This window comes from Geothrix edaphica, from assembly GCF_030268045.1.
Lineage (GTDB): Bacteria > Acidobacteriota > Holophagae > Holophagales > Holophagaceae > Geothrix > Geothrix edaphica.
This window is the reverse complement of sequence record NZ_BSDC01000001.1, coordinates 1,620,634-1,635,707: the sequence shown is the minus strand read 5'-3', so window position 1 is coordinate 1,635,707 and position 15,074 is coordinate 1,620,634. Positions and strand designations below refer to the sequence as shown.

9 protein-coding genes are annotated in these 15,074 nt (G+C 69.8%); 3 read left to right on the top strand and 6 right to left on the bottom strand.

The window, feature by feature from the left end; all coding sequences use genetic code 11:
* Positions 1-76 precede the first annotated feature (76 nt).
* On the top strand, positions 77-3,586 hold the full coding sequence (gene smc / locus QSJ30_RS07410; RefSeq protein WP_285607939.1) for a chromosome segregation protein SMC: 3,510 nt from the start codon (positions 77-79) through the stop codon (positions 3,584-3,586).
* 311 nt (positions 3,587-3,897) lie between these two features.
* Here smc and QSJ30_RS07405 read toward each other — a convergent pair whose 3' ends face one another.
* The 6 genes from QSJ30_RS07405 to QSJ30_RS07380 are packed head-to-tail and all read right to left on the bottom strand — an operon-like array spanning position 3,898 to position 11,229.
* Entirely contained in the window at positions 3,898-5,439 is a 1,542-nt protein-coding gene (locus tag QSJ30_RS07405) for a tetratricopeptide repeat protein (RefSeq protein ID WP_285607938.1), read from the bottom strand.
* 28 nt (positions 5,440-5,467) lie between these two features.
* Positions 5,468-6,403, bottom strand: coding sequence for a 2-hydroxyacid dehydrogenase (locus QSJ30_RS07400; RefSeq protein ID WP_285607937.1), 936 nt, complete (start codon positions 6,401-6,403; stop codon positions 5,468-5,470).
* Positions 6,400-6,987, bottom strand: coding sequence for a Holliday junction branch migration protein RuvA (gene ruvA / locus QSJ30_RS07395; protein WP_285607934.1), 588 nt, complete (start codon positions 6,985-6,987; stop codon positions 6,400-6,402). Before ruvA ends, QSJ30_RS07400 begins: the two co-directional genes overlap by 4 nt.
* 39 nt (positions 6,988-7,026) lie before the next feature.
* Positions 7,027-8,160: an acetoin utilization protein AcuC gene (locus QSJ30_RS07390; RefSeq protein ID WP_285607932.1), complete on the bottom strand. Its 1,134-nt coding sequence runs from the start codon at positions 8,158-8,160 to the stop codon at positions 7,027-7,029.
* The gene (locus QSJ30_RS07385) at positions 8,148-8,774 is read right to left on the bottom strand and encodes a CBS and ACT domain-containing protein (protein WP_285607931.1); all 627 of its coding nucleotides are present in this window, start codon (positions 8,772-8,774) and stop codon (positions 8,148-8,150) included. The genes QSJ30_RS07390 and QSJ30_RS07385 overlap by 13 nt, the downstream gene beginning before the upstream one ends.
* A gap of 16 nt (positions 8,775-8,790) precedes the next feature.
* Positions 8,791-11,229: a bifunctional acetate--CoA ligase family protein/GNAT family N-acetyltransferase gene (locus QSJ30_RS07380; RefSeq protein WP_285607929.1), complete on the bottom strand. Its 2,439-nt coding sequence runs from the start codon at positions 11,227-11,229 to the stop codon at positions 8,791-8,793.
* A 164-nt stretch (positions 11,230-11,393) separates the two neighbouring features.
* Between QSJ30_RS07380 and QSJ30_RS07375 the strand changes: the two genes are divergently transcribed.
* Complete coding sequence (locus tag QSJ30_RS07375; protein ID WP_285607927.1) at positions 11,394-13,070, top strand: AMP-binding protein; 1,677 nt, start codon at positions 11,394-11,396, stop codon at positions 13,068-13,070.
* A 130-nt stretch (positions 13,071-13,200) separates the two neighbouring features.
* The gene (locus QSJ30_RS07370) at positions 13,201-15,036 is read left to right on the top strand and encodes an acyl-CoA dehydrogenase (RefSeq protein ID WP_285607925.1); all 1,836 of its coding nucleotides are present in this window, start codon (positions 13,201-13,203) and stop codon (positions 15,034-15,036) included.
* The last annotated feature ends 38 nt before the right edge of the window (positions 15,037-15,074 follow it).

Below are 15,074 nucleotides of genomic sequence, written 5' to 3'. Positions count from 1 at the left end.
AGAGGACGGAGGTCACGCTTGGTGTGGAATGATGGAGGCAGATGTTCCCCACCACCCCCCCCGGAGCGCTGATCACGTGCGCCTGATCTCCCTCGAACTCCACGGATTCAAGTCCTTCGCCGATGCCCAGAAGCTCAGCTTTCCCGGCGGCATGACGGCGGTCGTGGGGCCCAACGGCTGCGGGAAATCCAACATCTCCGACAGCCTCGCCTGGGTGCTGGGCGAGCAGCGGGCCTCCATGCTGCGCGGCGCGGAGATGGCCGACGTGATCTTCGCGGGGACCGCGCAGCGGCGGCCCACGGGCTTGGCCGAGGTGAAGCTGGTCCTCGACATGCCCGATCCTGCCCTGCCGGGTTCCACCCGCGAGGTGACCATCTCGCGGCGGCTCTACCGCGATACCGGCAGCGAGTACCGCATCAACGGCCGGGAGGCCCGCCTCAAGGATGTGCAGGACCTCCTGCTGGACACGGGCATGGGCACCCGCGCCTACAGCTTCATCCAGCAGGGGCAGATCGACCTGATCCTCAGCAGCAAGCCCAAGGACCGGCGCCTCCTGCTGGAGGAGGCCGCGGGCATCACCCGCTACAAGCTCCGCCGCGCCGACGCGGAGAAGCGCCTGGAGGAGACCCGGGCCAACCTCCAGCGGCTGGACGACATCCTCTACGAGCTGAACAAGCAGATGGACTCGCTCCGCCGGCAGGCCGCCCGGGCCCGCAAGGCCAGGGAACTGGACACGGAGATCAAGGCCACCCAGCGGGTGCTGCTGGCCGGGAAGGCCGTGGAGCTGGAGGAGGCCAAGCAGCGGATCCTGGATGACCTGGACCGGGTCGAACGGCGGGTGGCCGAGCTCACCGCGCAGGTATCCGAGAAGGCGTCGGAGGTCGAGGCCCAGCGCCTGTCGGTGGACGAGCAGCAGCAGGCCCAGGCCAAGCGCGCGAGCGCCATGCTCGGCTTGGATCAGCGCCTGCAGCTGGCCGACCAGGAGCGCAGCTTCCAGGAGGACCGGCGGACCGAGGCGCGGGACCAGCGCGGCCGCCTGGAGGAGCACATCCAGATGCTGGTGGCGCGGCTGGCCGAATCCGGCGACTCCTTCACGACCCTCGAAGCCCAGCTGAAGGGCGCCGGCGAGCGGCTCGCCCAGCAGGAGGCCGGGCTGGCCAAGGCCGAAGAGGCTGTAGCCCTGGCCCAGGGTGCCCTCCGCCACGCGGAAGCGGATCTCCATGCCCTGCGGGAGCGGAAGGCCGACTCCCAGAGGGAGGCCCTCGCCCGCCAGAAACAGCGCATCGGGCTGCAGACCCAGGTCGCCCAGCTGGAGGGCCGGCTGGACACCCTCAATCACGAGGAATCCGTCCGTGCCCCGCGCTTGGAGAGCCTCGAGGCCGAGGCCGGCCAGGTGGAGCGTACCCTGGAAGGCCTGCTGTCCCAGCTTGAGCAGGCCGAGGAGGCGGCGCTGGATCAGCGCCGCCGGGCCGAGCAGCTGGAGGAGGCCCAGCGGACCCTGGCCCAGGATCACCACCGGGCCGAGGCCGAGCTGGACGCCGCGGAGCGCCGCCTGCGGCAGATCTCCGACCTGCTGGCCAAGAGCTTCGGCGAGGCCGAGCTCCAGAAGGGCCTCACCTGGCTGCGCGAGCAGGGCGTCCGCCCCCAGACCCTGGTGGACCTGCTCACAGTGGATGAGGCCCTGCGACCGGACCTCGAGCGCCTGCTGGGCAGCTGGCTCCAGGTCCTGGCCGCCGACGAAGCGCTGACGGGCCGCGCCGCCGGCGCTCCTGGCCACCTGCTGCTGGCCCTGGAATCCCAGGCCACACTCCCGCCCATTCCTGCAGGCTGCGAAGCCCTGCGCGACCACCTCCGGTGGACCGGCCCGGACCGCCCCCTCGGGGGCCTGCTGGACCGGGCCTTCCACTGTTCGGACGAGGCCCTGCCCGCCCTGGCCCTCGCCCACCCGGATCTGGCCTTCGTGTCCCCGGCCTTCGTGCGCCTGCCCTTCGGTCCCGTGCAGCTGGGCGTGTCCGCGCCCGCGGCCTCGCCCCTGAAGCTGCGGGCCGAGCAGGAGGAGGCCAAGGCCACCCGCGAGGCCCTCCTCGACCGGATCGAGGACCTGGAGGCCCGGCGGGGCAAGGGCGGGGATGACAGTCGGGCCGCCCGGGAGCGGTCCCTGGAGATCGATGAGGACCTGCGCGCCCTGCGCCGGCGCGCCGACACGCTGAAGTCGCAGCGGACCTCGCTGCAGAGCCAGCTGGCGGAGATCCGGGCCGCCAGCGAGCGGGCCGACGCCCTCTGGGAGCAGATCGAGGCCGAGATCAAGGGGCTCCAGGGCCAGCTCCGGGAGCTGGAGGCCCATCCGGAGGAGGCCAACGACACCGCCCTGGAGGAGGCCATCCAGCAGGCGGAGACCCTGGTCCGCGAGGCCCGGCACCGGCTGGATGAGCGCCGCGACCAGCGCATGGAGGCCGCGCGCAGCCGGGACGCCGTCTGGGCCGAACGGGACGGCCACGAGCGGCACCTCCAGCTGGCCCAGCGGGGTCGCTTCGACCTAGAGGCGGAGCGGCAACGCCTGGAAGTGGAGGCCGCCGAGCAGACCAGCCGGATGGAGACCTGTACCCGCCGCCTCGCCGAGCTGGAATCGGAATCCCAGAACCTGTTGAAGGACCGCGAGGGCATCCAGGCTCAGGCCCAGGAGGCCCAGCCCAGGCTGGAGCTGGCTCAGGAGACCCTCCGGGTGCAGGAACGGGCCGCCCGCGAGTTCCAGGAGGCCCTGGAGAATGCCCGGGCCCAGCACCAGGAGGTGCTCATCCACGGCGCCCAGGTGCAGGGCAGCCAGGAGGCCCTGGCCAAGGAAGTCGAGCTGGCGCTGGGGCTCGACATCCCCGCCTTCCTGGCCGGCATCAGCGACGCCGAGCGGGAGGCCTGGTCCGAAGGGGAGCTGGTCCACCAGACCCGCCTGAACGAGCTTCAGGGCCGGCGCATGGACCTGGGCGGGGTGAATCCCCTGGCCATCCAGGAGCTGGAGGAGGCGGAAACCCGCATGGCCTTCATGAACGAGCAGCGGGCGGACGTCACCGCCGCCATCGGCAACCTGGAGTCCACCATCCAGGAGATCAACGCGACCAGCGAGGAGCGGTTCCGCGAGGCCTTCGACTTCGTGAACAACCGCTTCCAGGAGGTCTTCCGCGAGGCCTTCGGGGGCGGCCAGGCCCAGCTGAGCCTGGAGGATCCCAAGAACCTGCTGGAGTGCGGCATCGAGATCACGGCCCAGCCGCCTGGCAAGACCGCCAAGGCCCTCACCCTGCTCAGTGGCGGCGAGAAGGCCCTGACGGCCATCTCCCTCCTCTTCGCCATCTTCCACTTCAAGCCCAGCCCCTTTTGCGTGCTGGACGAGGTGGACGCGCCCCTCGACGAGGCCAACGTGGGCCGGTTCGCCGCCATGGTGCAGAAGATGAAGGCCGATACGCAGTTCATCGTCATCACCCACCAGAAGCCCACCATGGTGGCGGCGGACACCCTCTACGGCGTGACCATGGAGGAGGCGGGCTGTTCGCGCCTGGTGAGCGTCCAGCTCCGGGAGGCCGAGGCCCTGGTGTGACGGAATGGGTGGTGGAAGGTGTTTTCGCCCCCCGCTTCGCGCACGGAAAGGGGACTCGTCCTGTCAATGCGAAAGAAAGCGTAAATTGTGGAAAACCCTGTCCCGAAGCTGATCGGCAGATCCCGCAAACGCTTTCAATATAAAGATTGATATGATTTGATTTTGATTGACGACACAGGTGATTAAAAGACTCGGGAAGTCTGTCTCGCGACTGGATTTAGCCCCACCGCAAGGGATCAATCCACAGGCTTTTCCACAGGCCCCGGGTTGCGGTTTGTAACTATCTGGTAACGCTGGGGTGACGGGAGCGTTCAGCCTTCCATCTCGGCCGCGAGGAACTCCGGTCGCAGCCACTCACGGAGGGTCTCCTCCCCCACGCCGAGCTTGGTGAGATGCTCGGTGGCCATCTTCATGCTCTGGCCTGCATCGCGGCAGATGAGCAGCCGCTGCTTCCAGGCTTCCAGGGCGCGGCTCCGCAGCTCGGGTTCGCCCTGGTCCATGCGCTTCTCGAGCACGAATCCCAGATTGTTCGCCGCCTTGCGGTGGCTGGGCTCCAGGGCCAGGGCCTTCTCGTAGGCCTCCGTGGCCTCCTGGAGGCGTCCCGCCACTTCCAGTGCCACGCCCCGGGCGTTCCACACGTCGGAATCGTCGGGGGCCAGGGTCATGGCCTGGTCCACCATGCCCATCTGATCCTCGCAGCGGTTGGCGAAGCGGTACACCTCGGAGAGGCCCAGGTAGGCGCTGTACTCGCTGGGGTCGTTCTCCAGGGCCTGGAGGAAGGCCTGCTCCGCGGCGGGTCCCTGCCGTGTCTCGAGGAGCGCGTAGCCCAGCTGGACCTGGAGGTCCGCGGCATCGGGCTCGCGCATGAGGGCCTCCCGGTAGCAGCGGAGGGCGTCGTCCCACCGGCATTCCTCGCGGGCCATGTCGCCCAGGGCCGCCCAGGGGTTCGACGCGTCGGGATCGGTTTCCGTGGCGAGGCTGAAGTAGGAGACGGCGCCTTCCCGGTCGCCCATGTCGCGCTTCAGCTCACCCAGGAGGGCCTGGGCCTCGGCCAGCACCGGCGCTGGCGGGGCAAGCAGCATCAGCGTGTGGAGCTGCCCCTGGGCCAGTTCCAGGTGGCCCTGCTCGCTGAAGATCTCCGCGAGGATGAAGTAGCTGGCGGGGTCGCACACATGCAGACTGCGGGCCCGCTGGATGCAGCGCAGGCCCTCGGCGAGTTCGCCGCGTTTCAGCAGCATCTCGCCCAGGGCATGCCAGCCCCAGTAGTACGAGCCGTCCGTCTGGAGGGCCGCCACCAGCTGGGCTTCGGCCCCGGTCCAGTCGGCGAGCTGGTCCATGGCGATGGCGAGCAGGCGCAGGGTGCGCGGATCCTTGGGTCGCAGGCTCAGGGCCTTCAGCAGCCAGGCCTTGGCCTCGGCGGGGTGGCCGCGGTGGAGCTGCACGAGGCCCGCCAGCTCCAGGGCCTTGGGGTCCTGCCCATCCACGGCGAGCGCCTGCTGGAGGGCGAGCTCCGCGCCATCCATGTCCTGGAGGAGGAGGCGCAGGTAGCCCAGGTTGCGCAGGTGACCGCCGAGTTCCGGATGTTCGTCGCGGAGCGACTCGAGCTGCCCCAGCAGCTCCAGGCCCTCCTCCTCTCCGGTGTTGTCGCTGAAGCAGAGCAGGCGCTCGAACCAGGCCTCCGCGTGCGAGCGGTCCTCGACCAGCAGCTGGTCGAGGATCTCCTGGGCCTCGGCGTGGCGGGCACGTCCGTTGAACGCGCGGGCCAGCTTCAGGCGGTCTTCAAAGGAAGTCCCGGCGGCGGCCTTGAGGGCCGTCAGGTCGGGGTCCAGCAGCTTGATCCAGGGTCGTACCATGAGGTGCCTCGTGAGGGAGTCCAGGGTATCACCGGGATGGAGCCAGCGCCGCGGCGAGTCCCTCACAAAGCAGGTGCGCCATGGCCTCGCGCGTCTCCACCGTCGCGGACCCGAGGTGGGGCAGCAGGACCGCGCGGGGTGCCTTCGGCCAGCGCGGATTGATTCGCGGTTCCCCTTCATAGACATCCAGTCCCACGCCGCCGAGACGGCCCGACTCCAGCAGGTCGATGGCGGCGTTCTCGTCCATGATGCCGCCGCGGGCGGTGTTGATGATCACGGCGCCTTCGGGCAGCTGCTCCAGCGCGGCGCGGCCGAGCATGCCGCGGGTCTGGTCCGTGAGCGGGCAGTGGAGCGACAGGACGGCACTGCGGGGGAGCAGGTCCGCCAGGGGCAGGCGGGGTGCGCCTCCCGCGCCGTAGTCCACGTCGCCGCCGCGGCCCTCGCGGTCCCAGAAGAGGGGCGTCATGCCCAGGGCCTGGGCGCGGCGGGCGAAGGCCTGGCCGATGGGGCCGCTGCCGAGGATGCCGCAGAACTTGCCTGCCAGGCCCGGTCCCAGCAGCTGGTCGGGCGCCCAGCCCTGCCACTGGCCGGAGCGCACCAGGGCCTCGCCTTCCGCCACGCGGCGCGTCACCGCCATGAGGAGGGCCAGGGCGATGTCCGCCGTGGCGTCCGTCAGCACGCCGGGCGTGTTCACCACGGCGATGCCGCGGGCCTGGCAGGCCTTCCCGGGCAGGTGGTTCACGCCCACAGAGTAGGTGCCGATGGCCTTCAGCTTCGGCGCGGCGTCCAGGTCCGCCTCCGTGATGGGTTCGGACAGCATCACCACCAGGGCCTCGGCCTCGGGCAGGGCGGCGTTCCATTCGGGCGAGCGGAAGGCGGCCAGGCGGAGGTCCGGAAAGCGGGCGCCAAGCTCGGCCAGGGCGGGGCCGACGAGGGGGGAGGTGGAGAGGATACGCGTGCTCATCGCTGCAGGGCCTTCAAAGCAAGGCGGATGGCCTCCGCCAGGGGCGGCTTCGAGGCGCGGAGATCAGCCACCACCGGCAGCACCGCATCCTCCTTGAAGCCAAGATTCGTCATGGCCGAGCGCAGGCTCTCCTCCCAGGGGTCGCCCGAGGCAGTTCCCGCGAGGCCGTCCAGCCCCGAGAGGCCGCCCATCTTCTCCGACAGCTCGAAGCACATCTTCTCGGCGGTCTTCTTCCCCACACCGGGAATGCGGGTGAGGGTCTTCACGTCCCGGCCCCGGATCGCGCGCACCAGGTCCTCGAGGTTCAGGGCGCCCAGGGCGGCCAGGGCCAGTTTGGGCCCCACGCCATCCACCTTCACCAGCAGCCGGTAGAGCTCCCGCTCCTGCGCGGAGGAGAAGCCCAGCAGGGCGATCTCGTTCTCGCGCACCAGCAGTTCCGTATGCAGCAGCACCTGGGCGCCCACCTCCGGCAGCAGGCCGTAAGTGGAGAGGCTGATGGCCGCGGCGTAGCCCACCCCGCCACACTCGACGAGGGCCAGGTTCGGCAGCTTCTGGATGAGTTCCCCGCGCAGGCGTCCGATCATCCTTCGAGGATACCGGAAGAGCGGCCCTCGCCTGGCCCGCTAGAGCCAGTAGCGGACGAGGGAATCCAGCAGCCGCCCGACCACGTCCTGGTTGCGGCGGTTCCGTTCCGCCCGGCCGGGCAGTTCCGGATAGGCCGGGGTCGGGTCGTGGAGGGTCCGGCCGACGTCCGCGCCCAGGAGGTGCTGCCAGCGATCCAGCCAGTCCTGCGGGAGGGCTTCGGGGATGGGGAGATCCATCAGGGTGAGGTAGAGGATTGTCCAGACGCGGGCCACCACCTGGGCCTCATAGCCGCCGCCCAGCGTGACGAGTACCCGGCCCTGGGTGTGAGCTTCGGCCAGGTCGAGGATCCGGCGGTGAAGCGCCTGGAAGGTCTGCGTGGTCAGGGCCAGGTCGCCGAGGGGGTCGGCGAAGTGTGCGTCCGCGCCCGCCTGCACCACCAGGATGTGGGGCGAGAACTCGGCCAGGGCCCGGGGCACCACGGCCTCGAAGGCCTCCAGGTAGCTCTCGGCCTCTGTGAAGGGCTCCAGGGGGACGTTCACGCTCAGGCCTCGCGCGGGGCCGGTGCCCAGCTCCTGGATGTGGCCGGTGCCGGGGTAGAGGTAGTGCCCGGTCTCGTGGAGGCTGATGGTCAGCACCCGGTCATTGCCGTAGAACAGGCTCTGGACGCCATCCCCGTGATGGAGGTCGATGTCCAGGTAGGCCACGCGCCAGCCGTGGTCCACGCAGGCCTGGATGGCCACGGCCAGGTCGTTGTACATGCAGAAGCCGGCGGCGCGGTCCTTCTGGGCATGGTGCAGCCCGCCGCCCAGCTGGAGCACGCGGGTCTCGGTTCCCGCCATCAGCAGGCGTGCGCCGTGGAGGGTGCCGCCCACCAGCCAGCGGGCCGCGAGGTCCATGCCCGGAAAGACGGGATTGTCCGGAGTGCCCAGGCCGAACTGCTCGGCCTCCGGGCGGGTCTCGCCACGGTCCAGGGCCTCCACCATCGCGACGAAGGCCTCGTCGTGGACAGACAGGATCTCCTCCCGGGTCGCCGCCGGGGCCGCGATGGGCGAGGTCGGGTGTCCCAGGGAGTGGATCAGGTCCAGGAGCATGCTCAGCCGCGCCGGCGTGAAGGGATGCTCCGGCCCGAAGTCGTACCCGGCGTATTCCGGGCGGTAGATCAGTGCTGCCATGGCTTGGGCGGCGGCCACAGGACCGTGAACTCGGCCGTCCGCAGTTCCTCCGCCAGGGGGCGGATCTGGTTGGAGGCGACCCTGAGCACCGTGCGGACCGCCTCGGGCGAGGGGTAGGTGAGGATGGAGTGGATGTTGACGTGGCGATCGGCGAGGAAGGCCGTGAGCCGGGCCAGCTCGCCCGGCCGGTCCGCGAGGGCCACCTCGAGCCGGGAGGAGGGCTTGGTCACGCCCGTGAGGATCATGAGGGCGTCCAGCAGGTCCATGCCGGTGAGGATGCCCACCAGCTCACCGCCGTCCACCACCGGCAGGCAGCCGATCTTGTGCTCGCGCATGATCCGCGCCGCATCTTCCACCGGATCGAGGGGATCGGCCGTCAGGGGTGGGCTGCTCATGGCGCCGGAGACGGGATCCTCCGCGGTGCGCGCCGTGTGGCAGAGGTTGCTGGTGGCGAAGCGGAGGTCCCGGTCCGTGAGGACTCCCACCAGGCGCCCCCGGTCCACCACGGGAAGGTGGCGGAAGCCGTGGGCCTGGAGCAGCTCATGGGCCTCCCCGATGGTGGCCTCCACGCCAACCACCGTCACCGGACTGCGCATCATCTCCTTCACCAGCATGGCGGTCTCCTTGGGCTCAGGGTTTGCGGAAGCCGACCTGGGTGAAGGTCAGGCGCAGGTCGGGCTGCAGGGGCAGGGGACTGAGGGCGCCGGTCTCGCCGTGGACGGCGACCTGGGCCTCCAGGGTGCAGAGCCAGGGCAGCTCCTCCACCAGCTGGGTCAGGCGGCCGAGGGTCTCTCCCAGCCCGCTGGTGGGGAGCAGGTGCATCCGCTCGAGGACGTCGGCGATGTCCAGGTCCGTGAGCGGCGTGATGCGGAGGATGGATCCCACGCCCTGGCGGTGGAAGCGCCAGATGGGTCCGAAATCGGGGTCGGCCGTCAGGTTGAGCGTCACCCTCGGGCCCTTCCGTTCTGCGGGTTCCGGGAGCGTCGTGACGGGCACGCCGAAGAACCCCACGAGCTCCCTGGCCTGGGCCGGCGAGAAGATCGAGTGGGCGGAGTCGGGCAGCTTCTCGACATGCTGCTCCACGCGGCGCCGGGCCTCCCCGGCGTTGATGTCCGAGTAGCCCAGGAACCGGCCGGGGGGCTGTCTCCGGAAGTGGGCGTACTGGACCACCTTGGAGAGCGCCAGGGCGGCGGATTCCGGGAAGCGGTAGGAGGGGAAGATCCGGTGCGTGCCTGTGCTTTCGCCCCGGGTGGCCGAACCCACGGGCACGGCGCCGCTCACGCCCATGAGGGAGAGCAGGGTCGGTTTGGCGATGCCCGTGGTCTGCTCGGCGCGCACCGCGGCCCGCCGGATGGCCCGGGCCACCAGGGCCGGGTCGCAGTCCCCCAGGCAGGCGAAGGAGGCGATGAGGGCGTCGACCTCAGGATGCTCGAGGGCTTCCCGGCAGGCCTGCTCGTAGTGCTCGGGGGTGGCCATGGCATGCAGGTCCACCACGCCGGGGCCGGCGATCCGCATGCCGTGGGACTCGCAGGCATCCGCGCAGATGGTCGCGACCCCGCCGGAGTTGCTGACGATGGCCACGCGGTCCCCCCGGGGCAGGGGCTGGTGGGACAGCAGCAGCGCGATGTCGAACAGATCCTCCAGGGTGTCTGCCCGGATGACGCCGGCCTGGTGGAAGAGGGCCTCCACCTCGGCGTCGTTCTGGGGGCTCGCCGCGATGTGGGCCTGGGCCACGCGGCGGCCGGCGTGGCTCCGGGCGCTCTTCACGCAGAGGACCGGCTTGCGGTGGGAGATGCGGCGGGCCAGCCGGGCGAAGCGGCGGGGATTCCCGAAGGTCTCCAGGTAGAGCAGGGCCAGGTCGGTGTCCGGATCCTCCTCCCAGTACTGGAGCAGGTCGTTGCCCGAGACATCGGCCCGGTTCCCGGCCGAGACGAAGGAGGAGAAGCCCAGCCCCCGCTCGGCGGCGTACTGCAGGATCACCACGCCCAGGGCCGCGGAGTGGCTGAAGAACCCCACCCGGCCTCGGGGGGGCATCACGGTGGCGAGGCTGGCATTCAGCTGGACGGCGGCATGCGTGTTCAGGAGGCCCAGGCAGTTGGGGCCCACCAGCCGCGCCCCCCGGCTGCGGGCCAGCCGCACCAGGCGCTCCTGGCGCCGCGCGCCCTCCGGGCCCGTCTCCGCGAAGCCGGCCGTGAGGACCAGGAGCCCGCGGGCGCCCTTGTCCAGGGCGCGCTTGGCGAGGGCGGACACCTTGATGGCGGGGACGGCGAGGACCACCAGGTCCGGCGACTCCGGCAGGGAGTCCAGGGATGGATAGGCCGGCACGCCTTCGATGGTCTTGGCCCTGGGGTTGACCGGATAGGCAGCCCCCTGGAAGCCTCCCTTGAGGATGTTGCGGAAAATGATGCTCCCCACGGAGGCGGGGTCCCGGGAGGCGCCCACCACGGCCACGCTGCCGGGCCGCAGGAGCGGGACGAGGGAATTGGCCGTGGCCACGCGCTCGCGGATCTCCGCGCGCTCGCGCTGGGCCTCGGGGGCGCTCAGGGGGAAGCGCACGTGGATGATGCCGCCCTCCATGGCCCGGGTGGTCTCGAACCCGGAATCCCGGAAGACGTTGGCCATCTTCTGGTTCTCGTGGAGCAGCTCGGCCTCGAAGCCCACGTACCCTGCGCCGGCGGCCAGGCCCGCCAGCCGCTCGAGGATCAGCGTGCCGATGCCCCGGCCCTGGTGCGCGTCCCCGATCATGAAGGCCACTTCGGCCACGGCCCCGCCGTCGCCCACATAGTTGCCCAGGCCGAGCACCTGCTGCTCCGCCCCCTCGCCTTCGATGGCCAGCAGGCAGGCCTGCTGGTGGGGGTTCTCGTCGCAGAGGTCCTCCACGAACTTGCGGGACACGCTGGACACGCCGCCCATGAACCGCATGGCCATGCTGGCGCGGGAGAGCCCCTGGATGAAGGCCGCCACCCGCTCCACGTCATCCGGAGTCGCGATCCGCAGGAGCACGCCCTGGCCATCCTTCAGCAGGACGAATTCCCGGTAACCTGCGCCGTCAGGGATGATGCTGAACACAGGAAGCCTCGCGGAGGGGGTGCAACGCGACCACCCTACCATGCAGGCTCAGCCCCCGGTCCTACTTGAGATTCTTTCTCCCCCTGCACGTCGTTTTTCATCCTGGACGGCGGGTCGGGGCCGTCCTAGATTGCTCTATACCCCAAGCAAACCAGGAGGACCAGATGAGTGGTCGCGAAGCCTTTCTCCGTGCCCGGGATTTCCTCGTCGCGCATCGGGACGACCACGCCACGGCCTGCCGCGACTTCCGCTGGCCGGTCCTGGATACCTTCAACTGGGCCCTGGACTATTTCGATGCCTACGCGGTGGGCAACGACCGCCCCGCGCTGTGGATCGTCGAGGAGGGTGGCTCGGAGACGAAGGTCAGCTTCCAGGAGCTGTCCCGGCGCAGCAATCAGGTGGCCAGCTCGCTGCGGGCCATGGGCGTCAAGCGGGGCGATGGCGTGCTGATCATGCTGGACAATGTCCTCCCCCTCTGGGAGGTGATGCTGGCCTGCATCAAGCTCGGCGCGGTGCTCGTCCCCTCCACGCTGCTGCTCTCCCAGGCGGACCTCCAGGACCGCATCGAGCGGGGCGGCATCCGGCATCTGGTGGTGGACTCCGCCCAGACCGGCAAGTTCGACGGCCTGGATGCCAGCCTCACCCGCATCAGTGTGGGCGCTGCGGTGGCCGGCTGGCATGACGTGTCCGAGCTCCTGGCGGGATCGGCCTCCTTCGCGCCCGATGCGGCCACCCGTGCGACGGACCCCATGCTGCTGTACTTCACGTCAGGCACCACGGCCAAGCCCAAGCTGGTGGTCCACACTCACCAGTCCTATCCCGTGGGCCACCTGTCCACGATGTACTGGGTGGGCCTGCGCGAAGGGGACATCCACTACAACATCAGCTCGCCTGGCTGGGCGAAGCACGCCTGGAGCAGCTTCTTCGCGCCCTGGAACGCCGGGGCCTGCATCTTCATCTACCGGGCCGCCCGCTTCAGCGCGCCGGCCACGCTCCAGGTCATCGCCGACAAGGGCGTGACCACCCTCTGCGCGCCTCCCACCGTGTGGCGCCTATTCATCCAGGAGGACCTCGCGGCGTACAAGGTGAAGCTCCGGGCCCTGGTGGGTGCTGGCGAGCCCCTGAACCCCGAGGTCATCACCCAGGTGGAGAAGGCGTGGGGTCTCACCATCCGCGACGGCTACGGGCAGACCGAGACGACGGCCATCGTGGGCAACTCCCCGGGCCAGAAGGTCAAAGCCGGCTCCATGGGCCGACCTCTGCCGGGCTTCACGGTGGCGCTGCTGGACGCGGATGGGAAGGAGGCGGAGGAGGGCGAGATCGCCCTCAAGCTGAGCCCCCGCCCGACGAGCCTCATGGCCGGCTACAAGGACGATCCGTCGAAGATGGAGAAGGCCCTGGCCGAGGGCTGGTACCGCACCGGGGATGTGGCCACGCGCGACGCGGACGGCTACCTCTGCTTCGTGGGCCGGGCCGACGACGTCTTCAAGAGCTCCGACTACCGCATCAGCCCCTTCGAGCTGGAGTCTTTTCTCATCGAGCACGAGTCCGTGGCGGAGGCGGCCGTGGTGCCCAGCCCGGATCCGCTGAAGCTGGCGGTGCCCAAGGCCTACATCATCCTGCGCGCGGGCTTCGAGCCCGACCGCGGCACGGCCCTGGCACTGTTCCGGTTCATCCGCGAGCGCCTCTCGCCCTACAAGCGCATCCGGATCCTGGAGTTCGGCGATCTGCCCAAGACCATCTCCGGCAAGATCCGGCGGGTGGAGCTCCGCAAGCGGGCCGCGGAGCAGACCCACTCGTCCACCGAATTCCGGGAGGAGCAGTTCCCTGAACTGAAGTAGCCACCGCTCTGGAAAGCCCGGCGCAACTTACCTGAGGACAGGTATTGGTGGGGCGAGGTGTCTGGGCGAAGAATGAAGGAAAGCCCTCGTCCCTTGGCATCCATCCCGCTCTCTCCTCCTGGAGGCTCCCATGAAGTACCTCGACGATATCCGTGATGTCCGCTTCAACCTCCTCGAGTGGCTGGATCTGGACGCGGTGCTGAAGTCCGAGGCCTACCAGGAGGTGGATCGCGACCAGCTCGGCATGGTGCTGGACGAGGCCCTCAAGGTCGCCAAGGGCAGCGTCGCCGCCTGCAACGAGACGGGGGACCGGGTCGGCGCCCAGTGGGAGAACGGGAAGGTCCGCCTGCCGGATGGCTTCGCCGGAGCCTTCCAGGATCTGGCCTCGGGCGGCTGGATCAGCGCCACCATGAACCCAGAGTTCGGCGGCATGGGCCTGCCGGAGTCCGTGGGCACGGGCATCAGCGAGTTCCTCATGGGCGCGAACACGGCCCTGGGGCTCAAGCTGCTGCTCACCCGCGGCGCCGCCCACCTCATCGAGACCTTCGGGAGCGATGAGCTGAAGGCGGTCTACTGCGAAAAGATGTACACCGGGGAGTGGACCGGCACCATGTGCCTCACGGAAGCCGGCGCGGGCAGCGACCTGGGCGCCCTAACCACCAAGGCCGTGAAGCAGGCCGATGGCACCTACCTCATCAGCGGCGAGAAGATCTTCATCACCAGCGGCGACCACGAGCTCACGCCGAACATCATCCATGCGGTGCTGGCCCGCACCCCCGATGCACCGGCCGGACCCAAGGGCCTGAGCCTCTTCGTGGTGCCCAAGGTCCGGGTGAATGCCGACGGCAGCCTGGGCGCACCCAACGACGTCGCCTGCGCCGGCATCGAGCACAAGCTGGGCATCCACGGTTCACCCACCTGCAGCCTCGTGTTCGGCACCAACGACGGCAGCCAGGGCTTCCTGCTGGGGCAGGAAGGGCAGGGGCTGGCCCACATGTTCCAGATGATGAACGCCGCCCGCTACGAGGTCGGTGTCCAGGGCCTGGGCAATGCCTCCGCCGCCCACCAGGCCGCCCTGGCCTATGCCAAGGAGCGCCTGCAGGGCCGCGCCCCCAGCGCGGGCAAGGGCGCCGGGCAGTCCCTCATCATCGAGCATCCCGATGTGCGGCGGATGCTCCTCATGCAGTCCGCCTACGTGCAGGCCATGCGCGCCCTGGTGACCTACACCGCCTGGTGCATGGACATGGCCCATGTCTCCACGGGCGAGGAGCGCGACCGCTGGCAGGGCCTGGTCGAGCTGTTCACGCCGGTCAGCAAGGCCTGGTGCTCGGACTGGGGCTTCCGCGTGACGGAATGGGCGCTGCAGACCTTCGGTGGCTACGGCTACACGATGGAGTATCCCGCCGAGCAGTACCTCCGCGACTGCAAGATCGCCTCGATCTACGAAGGCACCAATGGCATCCAGGCCCTGGATCTGGTGGGCCGCAAGTTCCGGATGCAGGATGGCCGTCCCGTGAAGGCCCTGATGGGGCTCGTGGGAGCGACGGTCAAGTCCCTGGCCGCCGACCCGGTCCTGGGTCCTTCCGCCCGCCAGCTGGGCGATGCCGCGAAGGCCCTGGGCGCGGTGCTCCAGGAGATCCCCGCCCGGGAGAATGCCGCCTTGCTCCTGGGACTGAATGCCGTGCCCCTGCTGGACATGGTCGGTCATGTGGTGGCGGGCCACCTCCTGCTCCAACAGGCGGCGCTGGCGCAGGGCAAGCTGGCCGCGCTTCTGCAGGAACGCAGCGTGGATGCCGGGAACCCCGCCGCCGTCCGGGCCCTCCTCGCGGAGAGCCGTGAAGCGGCCTTCTACCAGAACAAGGTCCAGACCGCGATCCACTTCGCCCACCGGGGCCTGCCCCTCGTGGCCGCCCAGGCCGTAGCCCTCCAGGCCGGCGAAACCGCTCCCATGGAGGCGATGTTCTAGCCGACGCTGACAAAGAGCTCGCTCAGCTTTGTCTCCGA

Bases quoted from the DNA above. Each gene is read 5' to 3' on its own strand.
- ruvA (WP_285607934.1), bottom strand. From the start codon at position 6,987: ATGATCGGACGCCTGCGCGGGGAACTCATCCAGAAGCTGCCGAACCTG.
- QSJ30_RS07390 (WP_285607932.1), bottom strand. From the start codon at position 8,160: ATGGCAGCACTGATCTACCGCCCGGAATACGCCGGGTACGACTTCGGG.
- QSJ30_RS07400 (WP_285607937.1), bottom strand. From the start codon at position 6,403: ATGAGCACGCGTATCCTCTCCACCTCCCCCCTCGTCGGCCCCGCCCTG.
- QSJ30_RS07385 (WP_285607931.1), bottom strand. From the start codon at position 8,774: ATGCTGGTGAAGGAGATGATGCGCAGTCCGGTGACGGTGGTTGGCGTG.
- QSJ30_RS07370 (WP_285607925.1), top strand. From the start codon at position 13,201: ATGAAGTACCTCGACGATATCCGTGATGTCCGCTTCAACCTCCTCGAG.
- QSJ30_RS07375 (WP_285607927.1), top strand. From the start codon at position 11,394: ATGAGTGGTCGCGAAGCCTTTCTCCGTGCCCGGGATTTCCTCGTCGCG.
- QSJ30_RS07405 (WP_285607938.1), bottom strand. From the start codon at position 5,439: ATGGTACGACCCTGGATCAAGCTGCTGGACCCCGACCTGACGGCCCTC.